Source organism: Corynebacterium sp. Marseille-P3884 (genome assembly GCF_017942225.1).
Classification (GTDB): domain Bacteria; phylum Actinomycetota; class Actinomycetes; order Mycobacteriales; family Mycobacteriaceae; genus Corynebacterium.
Genome location: NZ_JAGKSD010000003.1, coordinates 16,966 through 31,682, shown reverse-complemented (window position 1 = coordinate 31,682; position 14,717 = coordinate 16,966). Strand labels below are relative to the sequence as shown.

15 protein-coding genes are annotated in these 14,717 nt (G+C 64.5%); 9 read left to right on the top strand and 6 right to left on the bottom strand.

What is annotated here, in order from left to right; translation table 11 throughout:
* The first annotated feature begins 8 nt into the window (after positions 1 to 8).
* The 5 genes from J5Y21_RS02270 to J5Y21_RS02250 are packed head-to-tail and all read left to right on the top strand — an operon-like array spanning position 9 to position 4,401.
* Complete coding sequence (locus tag J5Y21_RS02270) at positions 9 to 866, top strand: WcbI family polysaccharide biosynthesis putative acetyltransferase (RefSeq protein WP_210572389.1); 858 nt, start codon at positions 9 to 11, stop codon at positions 864 to 866.
* Entirely contained in the window at positions 863 to 1,813 is a 951-nt protein-coding gene (locus J5Y21_RS02265) for a glycosyltransferase family 1 protein (protein ID WP_210572388.1), read from the top strand. The genes J5Y21_RS02270 and J5Y21_RS02265 overlap by 4 nt, the downstream gene beginning before the upstream one ends.
* Complete coding sequence (locus J5Y21_RS02260; protein ID WP_210572387.1) at positions 1,810 to 2,985, top strand: glycosyltransferase; 1,176 nt, start codon at positions 1,810 to 1,812, stop codon at positions 2,983 to 2,985. The genes J5Y21_RS02265 and J5Y21_RS02260 overlap by 4 nt, the downstream gene beginning before the upstream one ends.
* A gap of 10 nt (positions 2,986 to 2,995) precedes the next feature.
* Positions 2,996 to 3,355, top strand: coding sequence for a nuclear transport factor 2 family protein (locus J5Y21_RS02255; RefSeq protein ID WP_210572386.1), 360 nt, complete (start codon positions 2,996 to 2,998; stop codon positions 3,353 to 3,355).
* Between the two features lie 26 nt (positions 3,356 to 3,381).
* Positions 3,382 to 4,401, top strand: coding sequence for an acyl-CoA thioester hydrolase/BAAT C-terminal domain-containing protein (locus J5Y21_RS02250; RefSeq protein ID WP_210572383.1), 1,020 nt, complete (start codon positions 3,382 to 3,384; stop codon positions 4,399 to 4,401).
* A 1-nt stretch (position 4,402) separates the two neighbouring features.
* Here the strand turns inward: J5Y21_RS02250 and J5Y21_RS02245 are convergent, their stop codons facing one another.
* From J5Y21_RS02245 to J5Y21_RS02235, 3 genes are all read right to left on the bottom strand, one after another.
* The gene (locus J5Y21_RS02245) at positions 4,403 to 5,080 is read right to left on the bottom strand and encodes a hypothetical protein (RefSeq protein WP_210572381.1); all 678 of its coding nucleotides are present in this window, start codon (positions 5,078 to 5,080) and stop codon (positions 4,403 to 4,405) included.
* A gap of 348 nt (positions 5,081 to 5,428) precedes the next feature.
* On the bottom strand, positions 5,429 to 5,917 hold the full coding sequence (locus J5Y21_RS02240) for a ribose-5-phosphate isomerase (protein ID WP_210572376.1): 489 nt from the start codon (positions 5,915 to 5,917) through the stop codon (positions 5,429 to 5,431).
* 35 nt (positions 5,918 to 5,952) lie between these two features.
* Positions 5,953 to 6,567, bottom strand: a complete 615-nt coding sequence (locus tag J5Y21_RS02235) for a DsbA family protein (protein ID WP_210572373.1) — start codon at positions 6,565 to 6,567, stop codon at positions 5,953 to 5,955.
* A gap of 24 nt (positions 6,568 to 6,591) precedes the next feature.
* Between J5Y21_RS02235 and pepN the strand changes: the two genes are divergently transcribed.
* Positions 6,592 to 9,003 (top strand): aminopeptidase N, encoded by a 2,412-nt coding sequence (gene pepN, locus J5Y21_RS02230; RefSeq protein ID WP_210572371.1) that lies wholly within the window; start codon positions 6,592 to 6,594, stop codon positions 9,001 to 9,003.
* A 170-nt stretch (positions 9,004 to 9,173) separates the two neighbouring features.
* Here pepN and J5Y21_RS02225 read toward each other — a convergent pair whose 3' ends face one another.
* Positions 9,174 to 10,367 carry a cystathionine gamma-synthase gene (locus J5Y21_RS02225; protein WP_210572369.1) on the bottom strand — a complete coding sequence of 398 codons (1,194 nt, stop codon included), beginning with the start codon at positions 10,365 to 10,367 and terminating at the stop codon, positions 9,174 to 9,176.
* A 114-nt stretch (positions 10,368 to 10,481) separates the two neighbouring features.
* Here J5Y21_RS02225 and J5Y21_RS02220 point away from each other — a divergent pair, with 114 nt between their 5' ends.
* From J5Y21_RS02220 to J5Y21_RS02210, 3 genes are all read left to right on the top strand, one after another.
* The gene (locus tag J5Y21_RS02220; RefSeq protein WP_210572367.1) at positions 10,482 to 10,913 is read left to right on the top strand and encodes a globin; all 432 of its coding nucleotides are present in this window, start codon (positions 10,482 to 10,484) and stop codon (positions 10,911 to 10,913) included.
* Between the two features lie 71 nt (positions 10,914 to 10,984).
* Positions 10,985 to 12,190, top strand: coding sequence for an alanine racemase (locus J5Y21_RS02215; RefSeq protein WP_210572365.1), 1,206 nt, complete (start codon positions 10,985 to 10,987; stop codon positions 12,188 to 12,190).
* The gene (locus J5Y21_RS02210; RefSeq protein WP_210572356.1) at positions 12,187 to 13,533 is read left to right on the top strand and encodes a D-arabinono-1,4-lactone oxidase; all 1,347 of its coding nucleotides are present in this window, start codon (positions 12,187 to 12,189) and stop codon (positions 13,531 to 13,533) included. The genes J5Y21_RS02215 and J5Y21_RS02210 overlap by 4 nt, the downstream gene beginning before the upstream one ends.
* A gap of 24 nt (positions 13,534 to 13,557) precedes the next feature.
* Here the strand turns inward: J5Y21_RS02210 and J5Y21_RS02205 are convergent, their stop codons facing one another.
* Together J5Y21_RS02205 and J5Y21_RS02200 are read right to left on the bottom strand one after the other, a co-directional pair.
* On the bottom strand, positions 13,558 to 14,238 hold the full coding sequence (locus J5Y21_RS02205; protein WP_210572354.1) for a hypothetical protein: 681 nt from the start codon (positions 14,236 to 14,238) through the stop codon (positions 13,558 to 13,560).
* Positions 14,238 to 14,660, bottom strand: a complete 423-nt coding sequence (locus J5Y21_RS02200) for a thioesterase family protein (protein WP_210572352.1) — start codon at positions 14,658 to 14,660, stop codon at positions 14,238 to 14,240. The genes J5Y21_RS02205 and J5Y21_RS02200 overlap by 1 nt, the downstream gene beginning before the upstream one ends.
* Positions 14,661 to 14,717 lie beyond the last annotated feature (57 nt).

The window sequence follows — 14,717 nt, the reverse complement described above, 5'->3', positions numbered from 1 at the left end:
GGGGCACCATGCCGTTTCTCACCGTCGTCGGGAACTGCCAAGCCGAGTCCCTCCGCCGCCTCATCTCCTCTGCCGGGGACGTCGATTCGACGCGTATTCCCCCAGTTCATGAGCTGGAGCAGGCCGATATGGAGTGGCTCGGGGAGATGCTCGCCCGCACCGATATCTTGGTCACCCAACCCATCCGTGACGATTACCGCGGCCTGCCCGTGGGCACCTCCCAGACACTGGCGCAGCTGCCCCGGGGCGCGCGCCACGTCGTCGTCCCCGTCATGCGTTACGACGGCCTCATGCCCTACCAGGCCATCATCCGCGACCCGGCGGATTCATCGCTGAACCCACCGGTGATCCCGTACCACGACCTGCGCATCCTTGCTGCCGCTGCCCGGGGCGACGATGAGCCTGTCGCACACCGCCCGTTCCACGATGCCTATGTGCGCGCCGCGGCGATGTCCGTCGAGCAGATCCGCTCCCGTGAACAGCGCCACGGATCAGTCGTGGTCTCCGACTATTTGGAAACCGCACCTGTCTGGCACACCGTCAACCACCCCGATAACGAGACCCTTGCTGTGGTGGCCTCCCGCGCCCGCGAGGCACTCGGCCTGCGTGGCGACGTCATGCTGCCGGACTACGAGATGCTGGGCGAGCTCGACGCACCGATCGACGCCCACGCCGCCTCCGCCCTCGGCGTTACTGTTTCTGACCGCACCTCGTGGACCCGGCGCGGCGGCGACGAGATCCCCTGGGATGAGATCGTCTCCGCGCAGCTGGATCACTACCGCGCCCGGCCTGCGCTGGTGCAGCACGGCCTTAAGCGGCATGCCGAGCGCATCGCCAACCTGGAACTGCTGGAGGCTGCCGAATGAGCCATCCCACTCACCTCGTCGTCGGACCCGACGGGCACGGCGTGACGGAATATGCCTTCTCCCTCGCTGCCGCAACGAAGGCCGATGTGCTCCGTGAGACCGAATTCAGCAACGCGGAACTGCCCGATGGATTCATCCACACCACGTTCACCGACCACCTCTTCGGCGACAGCCCCGCTGCCGCCGTGGATAACCTCCTCACGCGTATCGGGCAGCGGCGCGTGAGCGTCAGCTTCCATGACATCCCTCAGCCTGAGGAGGGCGACGAGCGCTTCGCTCGCCGCGCACCGGCTTATCTGCGCCTAGCGCAGGCCTGCAACGAAACCGGCGGCGTGGCCGTGACCAATTCGGACCATGAGGCCCGCTTCTTCCGCTCCCAGGGCGTGGAAGTTTCCATGGTTCATCTGCCCATCCCGCGTGTGGAATCCACGTACGCCCCGGAGCCCGGCACCGTCGGTGTCCTGGGCTTCCTCTACCCCGGCAAGGGCCACGAGGACGTGATCGACGCTTTGGCCGGCACCGATTACCGCCTGCGGTTCTTGGGCTCCGTGTCGTCCGGCCACGAGGAGTGGGCAGACGGTCTGCTCCGGCGCGCCACAGACTCCGGGCTCGACGCGGAGATCACTGGCTGGCTGACCGACGACGAACTCGCCGCTGAAATGGGCCGCATCGCCGTGCCCGTGTGCGCCCACAAGCACTTCTCCGCCTCCGGGTCGCTCATGACCTGGCTGGGGGCCGGCCGGCACGTGCTCGCGACCGATTCGGACTACACCCGTGAGATCGACAACTGGCTACCGGGGCGCATCACGCTCGTCGACCCGTCCGCACCCGGCAGCTGGGCGACCGCCATCGATGCCTTCACCGAATCCGGCCCCGCCGATCCGCCGTCGTGGACATGGGACGACGTTGCCGCGAAGTGGAATGAACTCTGGGAGAGACAGGCATGATCAGCGTCGTCATTCCGCACTACAACGCCCCCGAGCATCTTGCCCGCGTCGTCGCTGCGGTACGTGCACAGGACGTCGCCGACGAGGTGGAGATCATCGTCGCTGACGACGGGTCTGACCAGGTGCCGGACGTGCCCGGCGCGACCGTCGTCACGCAAGAAGACCGTGGCTTCCGCGCCGCCGCCGCGCGCAATCTCGGCGCAACCCACGCGAACGGCGAGATTCTCGCGTTCCTCGACGGCGATACCGTCCCCGAGCCCGGCTACCTCGCCGCCTCCACGCGCCACATCAAAGCGGATCCGCACGCTGTCGTCGTGGGCACCCGGCTGACAGGCCCCGAACGCACCGAGCCCCAATGGCTTATCGACGCCTGGTCTACCACCCACCACCTCTCCTCCCCCGACGACACCTCCTGGCGGTTCATCATCTCCTCCGTGCTCACCTGCTCGAGGGAGTTTTTCGAGCGCATCGGCGGTTTCGACGGATCCTTCGTCGGCTACGGCGGCGAGGACTGGGAATTCGGGTTCCGCGCCTGGAACGCCGGCGCGACTTTCGTCCACGAGCCCGCCGCTATCGCCGTCCACGACGAAGAGGACTTCGGCTGCCGCTTCCCCGATGCCGCAGAAGAAGCCCGCGTGAAGAATGCCGAGACCACCGCTCTCGCCCACCGGATCACGCACCCGATCGCCCGCCCTGCGGGCGTCCGCTTCGACACCACCGACATCAGCGTCTATCTCACCCACCACTCCGCATTCGACAACCCCGGTGTCCTCGAACTGGTGGTCAGCTCCTGGCTCGCCCTCGACGCCACCATCTACCTCAACTCCGCCCTCGACATCCCCGATCTCTTCCAGGCTGATCCCCGCGTGCGTCTTTTTCCCACGACCGGCTACGGCCCCATTTCGGACCACCGCATTACGGTCAAGGTCGACGGCGCTTTCTTAGTCGACAATGCCGCCTGGTTCCATCACGCGCTCCACGAGACAAAGAACGGCATGCATGTGAAACTCGCCGCCTCGACTTCCTCGACGCTGACCATCCGTACGCACCGCTCCCTTGTACTGCGCACAGGCCCGCTCAAGCTGAACGTATCCGACGCTGCCCTCGCCCAACTCGGCCTTTCACTTATCACCGGCCCGGTCCGTCTCGAACGGCACTTCGCTGGCTGGTAAGAAAGGGTCCATGAACCTCGACACTCTCCTCCAGCTCGAACACGATGGTTGGGATGCACTGTGCGCCCAGACCGGCGGCACTTTTTACGGCGATCTCATGACCGACGACGCTGTCATGGTGCTTGTCAACGGCATGGTCATGGACCAGCCCACAATCGCCAGCACCATGAACCAGGCACCCGCATGGGACCGTTACGAGATCCGCGATCCCCGAGTCATCCCCCTCGGCACCGATTCCGCCGCCCTGGTCTACAACGCCACCGCTGTGCGTGGCGACGACACCTTTGAAGCACTAATGACCAGCACGTACACGCTTGTGGGCGGTCGCCCCCGCCTCAAGCTCTACACCCAAACCACCACTACCCACTGACCTTCAAAAGGTGCGATAGTAGGAGTATGAAAGCACTGCGCGTCATCGGGAAAGTCTTGCTCTGGGTACTGGCCGTCATTCTCGTGGTCATACTCGTGGTCTTCGGGCTGCGCGCCTACAACGGGAATAAGTACCCGATCACGCAGTCGGCTGGCGAGGGCATGAGCTCGGACAAATCCTCCTACGACACATCCGAGCGTGTCACCGCCATCGAAGGCGACTACCTGAACGGCTTCCACTTCCACCCGGTAGAAAAGAAGCACAGCGGGGTGGTCGTGGTCTACGGCGGGTCGGAAGGGTCTCCGGACTACTCCCGCGCCAAGCAGCTTGCCGACGACGGCTACGAAGTCTTGAGCCTCTTCTTCTTCGGCCAGCCGAATCAGAAACCGACCCTCGCGAATGTCCCCCTGGAGCAGTTCGACGAGGTCACCGACTACGTCAAGGACAATACCGAGGGTGAAGGCCCCGTCACTGTGATCGGCACGTCCAAGGGCGCGGAATTCGTCGAGCTGCTTGCGGCGAGGGGCTACCCGGTGGACAACCTGGTCGCTTTCGCACCGGCCCACTATTCGTACAGCGGCTTGGACTTCGCCAGGGGCGAGGAGCTGCCCTCATTCACTGACCGTGGTGAGACGGTGGGGTATGCGTCGTTCAGGGAGTCGTCGATAAGCGCTGGCGCGAAAATGATGTGGGATATGGCGACGAGCTACCCGGTCTCCTACCGCCCGACGTATGAAGCTGCGGCGGCGAATGCAGGTGACGATGCCCGGATCGAGCTCAGCGATTTCGGCGGAAACGTGCTGCTCTTCGGCGGCGAGGCCGACCAGATGTGGCAGGCCGAGGTCGCCGCGCGTGCGCTCGCTGAGCAGGGCGAGAACATCGAGGCGCACGTCTACGCGGATGCGGGGCACGCGTTCTTCCCGAATGCCGATGATGTCCCGAACGGGTGGCAGATCATGCTCGGCGGGACGGTGGAAGGAAACCGCGCCGCCCACGACGACGCGGACAAGATTCTGCGCGAACGGCTCGCGCAGTGGCACGGGTAGATCACGCAGCTTTGCGGTCAGCGCGGAGAATGCGGCGGATATCGTCGATAAGCTTCCCTCCCATCACATCGCGCCAGCCCGCGCGGATCACGGCGAGTCCCAGACTTTGCAGCTGCTTCTGGCGCTCCAACTCCGCAAGCATCACATCCGTGGGTGCTCCGTACGTGCCTTCGTACTTGAGCCGCCCATCAAGCTCGACGACCAGCCACCCGTTGATCAGCATGTCAACGACCGCCCGGCAATACTCACCGAATGGCCCGGCATATTCAAACGCCACCTGAAACTCGATCTTCTCTATCTCCGGGATATTCGCCCGTAACACCGCGTCGCGGCCGATCGTCTCCAGCGGGCTTTGCGATGTCCCCCCGCTCCACCTCACCAGTTTTTCAAACCCCCGGATCCCATTAGCCCTGGGCAACATGCTTTTGATCGCATCCAGCAACGCATCCTGCGAAATGCGCTGGTGAAAGCGCAGATGCTCCAATGGCACCAGCGCCTCGAGGCGTCCGTAGTAGCGGTAGATATCGAACAGCACCTGGATTGGATGCACAGTCACAATGCCATTGCGTTCTTGGACAAGGTCAGGATTCAACCGTCCACTGCGATAGACCACTCGCGGGTCTTTCGGCTGCTTCCCCGACTTCGCCCCCGACAGATACCGCAGATCTACCGTCTCCACCCACCCCAAGGTGGGAAGCCCTCGTGCGAGCGCGGCCGCTGGCCCCGTAACTGCCGCACGTGGAAAGACGGCTGCGATCTGCCGAATCTCTTCCAGGCCCAACCCCTGTTGTTTTCTGTGTTTCCCCCTCATGCTTTCCGATGATTCCTCTTCGAGGGTGGTCGCGCGAGGAAAGAGTGTCCATTTCAGTAGGCATTGCCAGTGGGGTTGGCGGTGGCCTGCGCGTTGCGCGCGGGCGGCGTAGGGGAAGTTAGTCCCGTTGCAGGTTGGCGCCACATCAGTCACAGCCGACCTGGCCTTTTGGGAATCGCAATTCGGACGGGACTAACCGCTCGAAAAACGAAGAAACTACAGCGTCTTCGGCGCCGGGATCTCCTCGGTCTCGCCGGTCTCCTCGTAACGGGCGAGGATGTCGATGCGGCGCTGGTGGCGCTCCTCCACACGGTGGTCCGGGCCGATACCGACGAATGCGTCGACGATCGCCAGTGTCTCCTCCAGCGAGTGCATGCGGCCGCCGATGCCGATGAGCTGGGCGTTGTTGTGCTCGCGGGCGAGCTGCGCGGTCTCTACGGACCAGGCGAGAGCGCAACGTGCACCCTTCACCTTGTTCGCGGCGATCTGCTCGCCGTTGCCGGAACCGCCCAGCACGAGACCGAGGGACTCCGGGTCAGCGACCGTCTTCTCGGCGGCGGCGATGCAGAATGCCGGGTAGTCGTCGGCGGCGTCGTACTCGTGCGCGCCGCAGTCGACGACCTCAAAGCCCTTGGCCTTGAGGTGCTCGGCAATCTCGTTCTTCCGCTCGAATCCGGCGTGGTCAGCTCCAAGGTAAATACGCATGGTGCCTAGCCTACGGGAACTTCGCCGGCGCGGGTTTAGACCTGCGGTGCCTCAGTGCGGGAGCGCTTGAGCTCGAAGAAGTACGGGAAGTCCGCCAGGCCGACTGCGTGGTCGAAGAGCTTGCCGGCTTCTTCGCCTTCCGGCACGCGGGTGATCACCGGGCCGAAGAAGGCGTTGTCGCCGAGCTTGAGCACCGGGGTGCCCACCTCGTCGCCGACGGCGTCCATGGCGCCCTGGTGGTATTCGCGGAGCTTGGAGTCGCAGGAATCATCGTTGGCTACAGAAGCAAAAGAGGCGTCCAGGCCGACCTGCTCAAGTGCCTGGGCGATGATCGCGTCGTACGCGCCGAAGCCCTTCTTGCCTCCCTCGCCGCCGGGGTGCACGAGGGTGCCCATGGCGGTGTACAGTTCGTCGACCTTCTCCGGGGCTTCGTCCTTCACTTTGGCGAACACGCGCGCCGGGCCCCAGTTGGCTTCCATGGCTTTGGCGTAGTCGGAGGGGATATCGCGGCCGTCGTTAAGCACTGCGAGCGACATTGGGACCCATTCGATCTCCACGTCGCGCACCTTCTCTACTTCTTTCATCCACCGCGACGTCAGCCAGCAGAACGGGCATGCCACATCGAACCAGAAAGTCACTTTTTGAGTCATGGCCCCAAGGGTACGTTGGTTTGCATGAAGACGAATTTGTTGCGATCCGACGCCCAACGCCGCGCCGAGCTGATCAGCGAGGTGCGCTACGACATCGCGCTGGATATCACCGGCACGGACACCTTCACCGCACGCACGACGGTGACGTTTGAATCAAAAGAGGGCGAGACGTTTTTCGACCTCGTTGCGGATAGCTTCGAGGCAACACTCGACGGCACGCTTATCGACGGCCGCGTCCTCCCCCTTTCCTCCAGCCCCCACGAGTTGGTGGTGACCTCCACCCACACCTATTCCCGCACGGGCGAAGGCCTGCATAAATTCACCGACCCGGCGGACGGCAAGGACTACCTGTACACCCAGTTCGAGCCAGCGATGGCGATGCGCACCTTCGCCTGCTTCGACCAGCCCGATATCAAGGCGACGTACGCGATCTCGGTGACCGCGCCGGAACGCTATGTCGTGGTGCTCAACGAAGCAGTGGAGCGCACCGACAACGGCGACGGCACCGCCACCACCTGCACGACGATCGACTACCCGCTGTCGACCTACCTCATTTGCGTGTGCGCCGGCGAATTCGAGCGCGTCTCCGACACCTACACCTGCACCGATAACGGTGAGGAGCGGACGATCGAGCTGGGCCTGTACGCCCGCGCAAGCCTCATTCCGCATATGGATTCGGAGCGCCTGTTCACGCAGACGAAAGATGGCTTCGATTTCTACCACGAGAAATTCGGCCGCACTTATCCCTTCGGCGACAAGTACGACCAGATCTTCTGCCCCGAGTACAACATGGGCGCAATGGAGCACGTCGGCGCGGTGACCTACCGCGACGAGTACGTCTTCACCTCCGAGCCGACTCCTTACCGTCTCGAGCGCCGCAACGACACGATCCTCCACGAGATGGCCCACATGTGGTTCGGCGATCTGGTCACCATGAGGTGGTGGGACGATCTGTGGCTTAACGAGTCGTTCGCCACCTGGTCCGCGGCGACAGCCCAGGTGGGCATCGGCGAGTACCCGGAGGCATGGACCACGTTCGCATCGGTGGAAAAGGCGTGGGCGTACAACCAGGACCAGCTCCCGTCGACGCACCCCGTCGCGGCGGATGCGCCGGATATCGAGACCGCCGAACAGAACTTCGACGGCATCACCTACGCCAAGGGCGCTAGTGTGCTCAAGCAGCTCCAGGCGTATGTCGGTTACGAAGAGTTCTTCGCCGGTGTGCGCAGGCACTTCGACAACCATGCCTATTCCAACGCCGAGTTCGCCGACCTGCTCGGAGCACTCGAGGAGGCCTCCGGCCGCGACCTGTCCGACTGGGCGCAGCAGTGGCTGCGCACCACGGGCGTGTCCCGCCTCCGCCCGGATATCTCGGCGGATAGCTTCGCTGTCGTCCAAGACTCTGACGTCATGCGCACCCACCGCGTCCGCGTCGGGCTGTACTCGCTTATCGACGGCTCCGTTACCCGCATCAAGCAGGTCGAGCTCGATGTCGCCGGTGAGCGCACCGAGATCCCCGAACTGTCTGGTGTGGATCACGACCTCGCCTTGGTCAACGACGACGATCTCACCTACTGCCTGATGGGCCTGACTGAGGAGCACCAGCGTTTCGCTCTAGAGCACCTCGGCGAGATCGAGGATTCCCTCGCGCGCACCCTGGTGTGGTCGTCTCTGTGGGAGTCCGTGCGCGACGGCTTTATCCCTGCCCGCCAGTTCGTGCAGCTGGTCGCGCGCTTCGCCCGCCAGGAGACCCACCCGAGTGTGCAGGAACGTCTGCTGGCCCAGGCCACGCAGGCAGTCAAGCAGTACGTCGCCGACGACTGGCGCTCGCAGGGCATGGGGCTGCTCAACTCCGCGTTCCGCGGTGCCGAGCCGGCCGTCGTCTTCGACCGCGCCCTAGCCCGCCTCACCCCGGAAAAGGAGACGGTGGATCACTTCACGCAGCTGCTAGAGACCTCCGACAACCAGGAAACGCGCTGGCTGGCACTCACGAACCTCATTGCGGCAGGAGAGTTGCCGGTATCGGCTGCCGAGGATGAGAAGGACGCCTCCTCGGAGGGGGCGGTGTCGAGGTTGAGGGCGCGGGCGAGCGTCGATAAGCGCTGGGCGTGGGACAAGCTGGTGAGCGAGGATCTCACCAACCTCGAATCCCGCTTCCTCATGGACGGCCTGACGTTCACCCGCGAAGGTCTCGAGGGCTTGGCCGACGAGTACTTCCGCGTCGCGCCGCAGCTGTGGGACCGTCTGACCAACGAGATGGCGCAGCGCACGCTCGAGGGCATGTACCCGTTGTGGGATGTTTCCGAGGAGGCCATCGCCAAGGCCGATGATTTCCTTGGCGGCGACATGCCGACGGGACTGCGCCGCATCATCTCCGAGGGCCAGGACCGCGTCGCGCGGGCGCTTCGGAACCGGAAGGTGGACGCACAGGCCTAAGTGGTTCGGGGCGGCCATGCACTGCCCCCCTGGGCGGCCCCTTGGGCTGCCCCGAGTCTGCCCCTTAAGTCCGGTGGATATACATTGCATCATTACCACGTCAACCAAAACTGACCTGGGGCTTTACCGGCCGCGCCGGGCGCGATTGCAATCGTAATCCACCGGCCCTATCAGAGCTTCGCGAGCGCCTGCTCCAGATCGGCGATGAGGTCAGCTTCATCCTCGATACCGACGGAGATGCGCACCAGCGTCGGCGGGACTTCGAGGGCGGAACCGGCCACGGAGACGTGGGTCATGGTGGCCGGGTGCTCGAGCAGGCTCTCGACGCCGCCGAGGGACTCGGCCAGGCAGAACAGCTTGGTGGAGCGGCAGAACGTGATGGCCTGCTCGGCGGTATTGAAGGCGACAGAGACCATGCCGCCGAAGCGGCGCATCTGACGGGCGGCGATGTCGTGCCCCGGGTGGTCCGCAAGCCCCGGGTAATAGACGCGGTCGACTTTGTCGGAGGCATTCAGGTGGTTGGCCACGGCCTCGGCATTGTCGCAGTGCTTGTCCATGCGTACGCCGAGGGTCTTCAGGCCGCGGCCGGTGAGGTAGGTGTCGAAAGGCGAGGGAATCGCACCGACCCAACCGAAGAAGAAGCGGAGCTGCTCCTCCAGGTTATTCAGCGCATCGAAACTGCCCGCGGTGATCGCCGAAACGCCCTCGTGCCCTTCTGTGGTGTTGCGGCCGACCACGACACCGCCGACGACGTCGGAGTGGCCGCCGATGTACTTGGTCGTCGAGTGCAGCACCACGTCGGCACCGAGCTCCAGCGGCTGCTGCAGATACGGGGAGGCGAAGGTGTTGTCGACAACCAAGGTGGCATCGCCCTTGATCGCGGCGAGCGCCTGAATGTCGGCGATGGACAGCAGCGGGTTGGTCGGGGTCTCCACCCAGACGACCTTGGTGTTGTCCTGAATCGCGGCGGCGACCTCGTCGGTGTTCGTGATATCCACCGGGGTGTTTTCGATCCCCCACTGGGAGAAGATCTGCTGAATAAGGCGGTAGGTGCCGCCGTAGGCGTCGTTGCCGATGACGATGTGATCGCCAGGTTTGAGCAGGATGCGCAGCAGCGAGTCCACGGCCGCCATGCCTGAGGAGAATGCCACACCGTAGTCGGCTTTCTCCAGCGCGGCGACGGTTTTCTCCAGCGCCGTGATCGTCGGGTTGCCCACGCGGGTGTATTCGTAGCCGTTGCGGGTCACCGCCAGATCGTCCTGCGCGAAGGTGGTCGACGCGTAGATCGGGGTGTTGATCGGCCCGTAAAGGGAGTCCGGCTCGTACCCGGCGTGAATGGAATCGGTGTTGAATCCGGCAGACATCACAATCCTTTCTGATCTTGTTAGGCACAATAGACCAAGCGGTCCATTTTGATCAGACAGTTCGGGGTTTACATTCACGACCACGCCGCAGGAGGCAGCGTAGGATTGGGACCAATGGACAGAAATGCGCAGACGATGTACGAGGCACTCGGGGAGGACTTCTTCCGCCGGCTTGTCAGAGGCTTCTACAAGCAAGTGCCTGACGACGACCTCCTCGGCCCCATGTACCCCGAAGGCGACTTCGAAGGAGCGGAAGACCGTCTCCGGTGGTTCCTCGTGCAGTACTGGGGCGGACCGCAGACCTTCTCCGAGCGTCGCGGGGCACCGATGCTGCGCCGGCGCCACTTCCCTTTCAAGATCGGCATGAAAGAGGCGGAGCGCTGGCTGGAGCTGATGGAGAATTCCCTCGACCAGTTCACCGAAGACGAGCTGCTGCCGGCACAGCGCCACGCACTGTGGAACCACATGCAGCGGGTGGCCTACATGTTGATCAACCAGCCGGAAGACCACCCGGGAATGAATCCGCAGAGCGGAAATTTGATGTGACGGCGCAGGTGCGGGAAATTCGCACCGCGAAAACGCCCACATATTTAGTTTCGTAAAACTACGATGGCGTCATGCCATCTACGGTCATCAGTCCTTCACAGACACTGCTCGCGGTCGTGCCACCGCTCGTGGCAAGCGGGCAGATCGCGGCGCCATGCGCTGCCGTGGATATCGCCGCATTCGATCACAATGCCGAGCAGATGGTCGGCCGGGCGCGCGGGTTGCCGATCCGCGTGGCGTCGAAATCGCTGCGCAGTGTGGCGGCGCTGAGGCGGGCGCTGGACCACGACGGGTTTCAGGGCATCCTGGCCTACAGCGTGCCGGAAGCCATCCACCTGGCGCAGGAGGGCTTCGACGACATCGTCGTGGCCTACCCCTGCGTGAACACGGCGGCGCTAAGCGAACTCGCGGCGGACCAGAAATTGCGCGAGACCATCACGGTGATGGTGGACTGCACCGCACACCTCGAGTTGATCGAGGCGGCAGCGCAAGGCGCGGGGCCGGTGCGGGTGGCCATCGATCTGGACTGCACGCTGCACCTGCCTGGCACGGTCATCGGGCCGCGGCGCTCCCCGGTACGCACGCCGGAGCAGGTGGAGGAGCTGGCGAGGGGGATCGTCGATAAGCGGTGCCTGCGTCTTGTCGGTCTGATGGCGTACGAGGGGCAGGTCGCGTCAGTGGCTGATGCGGAATCGGGCGTGGCAGGCTCGGTGAAACGGTGGCTGCGGCGCACGTCAATGGAGCAGCTCGCGCCGCGCCGCAAAGCGTGCATTGAGGCGGCGCGCGGGTTCGCGGACCTAGAATTCGTCAACGGCGGCGGCACGGGCTCGCTGGACGTGAGCGCGGACGAAGGCACGTTGACGGAACTCGCGGCTGGCTCAGGCTTCTACACGCCGGTCATCTTCGACAATTTCGCCACCGTCAACCACCGCGCCGCCGCATTCTTCATCTGCCAGGTCTCGCGCATCCCGGCGAAAGGCTGGGCGACGGTGAATTCCGGCGGCTGGATCGCGTCCGGCCCGCCCGCCGCGGACCGCGTTCCCGTGGCCGTGCACCCCGGCGGGCTCAAATATTCCGCGACGGAGGGCGCGGGCGAGGTGCAGACCCCACTCCACGGGCCGGGCGCGGACAGCGTGAGCGTCGGCGACCTCGTGTGGTTCCGCCACGCGAAAGCCGGAGAGATGACGGAGCACGTCGACGGAATCGTCGCCGTCGCCCCAGACGGGACAGCAGAAATGTGGGACACGTACAGAGGAAATGGGTGGACACTGCGATGACATTCACGATCAGCAAACCTGAGGTGCGCACCGGCCAGAGCTTCACCAACTGGTCGGGGTCAGTGAGCACCTCGCCGAGCGCGTTCTACTACCCCGCCACCATCGAAGAAGTGCAGCACATCGTGCGCACGCTTCCCGCGGGCCAGTCGGTGCGCACGGTCGGCGGCGGCCACTCCTTCACGCCGGTCGCGGCGGGCACGCAGGCGATGATCAGCCTGGACAAGCTCGCGGGCATCATGCGCGTCGACACGCAAACCAAACGCGTGCGCTTCCTCGCCGGCACGCGCCTGCACCGCATCCCGGAATACCTTCAGCCATTCGGGCTCGCGCTCGCGAACCAGGGCGACATCGACGTCCAGTCCGTCGCCGGCGCGATCTCGACATCGACGCACGGCACAGGCATCGAGTGGACGGGGTTCGCGGGCACGGTCACGGGCATTTCGCTTATCGACGCCTCCGGTGAGCGCCGCGACTACTCCATCGACACCGATCCGGACATGCTTCGTTTGGTGACCGTCTCGCTGGGCGCATTGGGTGTCATCGTCGAGGTGGAAATGCAGTGTGTTGACGCCTTCGACCTGCTCGCGGAGGAGGGGGCGGAAAGCCTCGATACGGTGCTCGATTCCTGGGAGGAACGCTCCCGCGCCGTCGATCACTACGAGGCGTTCTGGTTCCCGCACACTGACCGCGCGATGGTGAAATCCAATACCCGGCTGGCGCCCGGCGCTCCGGCACCTGGCGGGGAGCCCAAGGTGCGCGGGCGGATCACTCGGTTCATCGAGGACGACTTGATCGGCAACGGTGCCTTCGCCACGGCTTTGGCTATCGCGAAGGCGGCCCCGAAGACGACCCCCATGCTCAATAATGTGGCCGCGGGCGCCATGGCGGCGAATCGCTACCGCTCGCGCGCACACGACGTCTTCGCCACCCCGCGCCGGGTGCGCTTCCACGAGACCGAATTCGCCGTCCCCCTTGATGCCGGCCCGGAGGCCGTGCGCGAGATCCGCCGGGAGCTGGACCGTCGCAACTGGCTCATCCCCTTCCCCCTGGAGCTGCGCACCACCGCGGCGGACGATGTGGCGCTGTCCACTTCCACTGGGCGGGAGTCGATGTACATCGCCTTCCACGTGCCGCGGACGATGAATCCGCACGAGTTCTTCCCCGCTATCCAGGACATTCTCAAAGCGGCGGGCGGGCGCCCCCACTGGGGCAAGATGCACAATCTCGGCCGGGAGGATTTCGCGGAAATGTACCCGCGTTTCGACGAATTCTGCACCCTGCGCGAGCAGATGGATCCGACCCGGAAATTCGGGTCGGAACACCTGACGCAGCTGTTCGGTTAAAGGGTTAACCGAACAGGTAAAGGGTCAACCGAAGAGGTTGATCCCGCCGGAGGTGTAGTAGACGCTGCCGAACGGCGCATCGAGACGGATCCACCGCCCGGCGGTGGAGATGCGCAGGTGGCGCGGGATCTCCACGGGAGCGGCAGGCCCCGGGATGAGGCCGAGCGAGGTGCACGTGAAGATCATGCGCATCGGCACGTCGACGGGGCTGCCTGCAGTCTCTTCAGTATCGGCGGTAAGAACGATCTGCTCGAGCAGCGAGCGCGGCGGGCCCATCGGCCCCGAGAACTGCCGGGCAAGGCGGCGGCCTTGGTCGGCGAGGTCGCGCACGACATTGACTGGCACGATATCGCGCTGGACATAGCCTGACTTCGGGGGCAGTGCGCCGAGCCAATTCGCGTCGCGGGAAGGACCGATCTCCAGCGTTCCGTTGCTGGAGCCGGAACGGATGTCGGGCACACCGGCGAGCGCGTCACGCAGATCCTGCAGCGACACTACTGCCCCGTCGCGGGACGCCTGCCCCGCCACCCGGCGCGAGGCCACACAACTGAACGGAGTGGTCACGTATACGTCGACGGAGGGGGTGGGGGTGTCAGTAAGCGTCGATAAGCGTGCTGAACCTGTTGCTTCGAGATGAAGCGCACGCTCGACGAGCGCCTTGAGCCCGGCGGCCCCCGACTCGATCGTGAGCGTCTCGGTGGCCACTAGTTGTCGGACTCGCCGGAGCCGGCGTTCAGGATTCCGCGCTCTGCCTGCGTAATCTCGCGCGGGGACGCGGTGGTCAGATCCACGGCGACCAGCACCGTGTTGACCACGCCGCACACGCGGCCCTGACGGTCCTTGAGATCCTGGCGCGTCTTGAACGACGTGTTTCCGATCTCCGTCACCGTCGTCTCCACCTCGACGGCGGTGGTGTCCGCCATGACCGGGCGCAGGTAATCGATCTCCACGTGGCGGACGAACACCCCGAATTCCTGGTCGCGGTCCGCGAAATTCTCACGCATGAACGCGATGCGCGCCTCCTGGGAAATATCCAGGAACTTGCAGTTATTCAGGTGGTCGTAGCGGTCGAAATCATTCCAGCGCAGCGTGATGTGCTGGATATTGTTCGGGGCGTTGTCAGCCATGAGTCCGTGGATCCTTTCTCTCAAAGCGAGTCCACCCGCGCGATCGTGGGTGCGCGG

Excerpts from the sequence above, each read along its gene's own strand:
- J5Y21_RS02220 (WP_210572367.1), top strand. The coding sequence starts at position 10,482 with ATGGACAGAAATGCGCAGACGATGTACGAGGCACTCGGGGAGGACTTC.
- J5Y21_RS02210 (WP_210572356.1), top strand. The coding sequence starts at position 12,187 with ATGACATTCACGATCAGCAAACCTGAGGTGCGCACCGGCCAGAGCTTC.
- J5Y21_RS02250 (WP_210572383.1), top strand. The coding sequence starts at position 3,382 with ATGAAAGCACTGCGCGTCATCGGGAAAGTCTTGCTCTGGGTACTGGCC.
- J5Y21_RS02215 (WP_210572365.1), top strand. The coding sequence starts at position 10,985 with ATGCCATCTACGGTCATCAGTCCTTCACAGACACTGCTCGCGGTCGTG.
- pepN (WP_210572371.1), top strand. The coding sequence starts at position 6,592 with ATGAAGACGAATTTGTTGCGATCCGACGCCCAACGCCGCGCCGAGCTG.
- J5Y21_RS02260 (WP_210572387.1), top strand. The coding sequence starts at position 1,810 with ATGATCAGCGTCGTCATTCCGCACTACAACGCCCCCGAGCATCTTGCC.
- J5Y21_RS02265 (WP_210572388.1), top strand. The coding sequence starts at position 863 with ATGAGCCATCCCACTCACCTCGTCGTCGGACCCGACGGGCACGGCGTG.
- J5Y21_RS02225 (WP_210572369.1), bottom strand. The coding sequence starts at position 10,367 with ATGTCTGCCGGATTCAACACCGATTCCATTCACGCCGGGTACGAGCCG.
- J5Y21_RS02235 (WP_210572373.1), bottom strand. The coding sequence starts at position 6,567 with ATGACTCAAAAAGTGACTTTCTGGTTCGATGTGGCATGCCCGTTCTGC.
- J5Y21_RS02255 (WP_210572386.1), top strand. The coding sequence starts at position 2,996 with ATGAACCTCGACACTCTCCTCCAGCTCGAACACGATGGTTGGGATGCA.
- J5Y21_RS02200 (WP_210572352.1), bottom strand. The coding sequence starts at position 14,660 with ATGGCTGACAACGCCCCGAACAATATCCAGCACATCACGCTGCGCTGG.
- J5Y21_RS02240 (WP_210572376.1), bottom strand. The coding sequence starts at position 5,917 with ATGCGTATTTACCTTGGAGCTGACCACGCCGGATTCGAGCGGAAGAAC.
- J5Y21_RS02270 (WP_210572389.1), top strand. The coding sequence starts at position 9 with ATGCCGTTTCTCACCGTCGTCGGGAACTGCCAAGCCGAGTCCCTCCGC.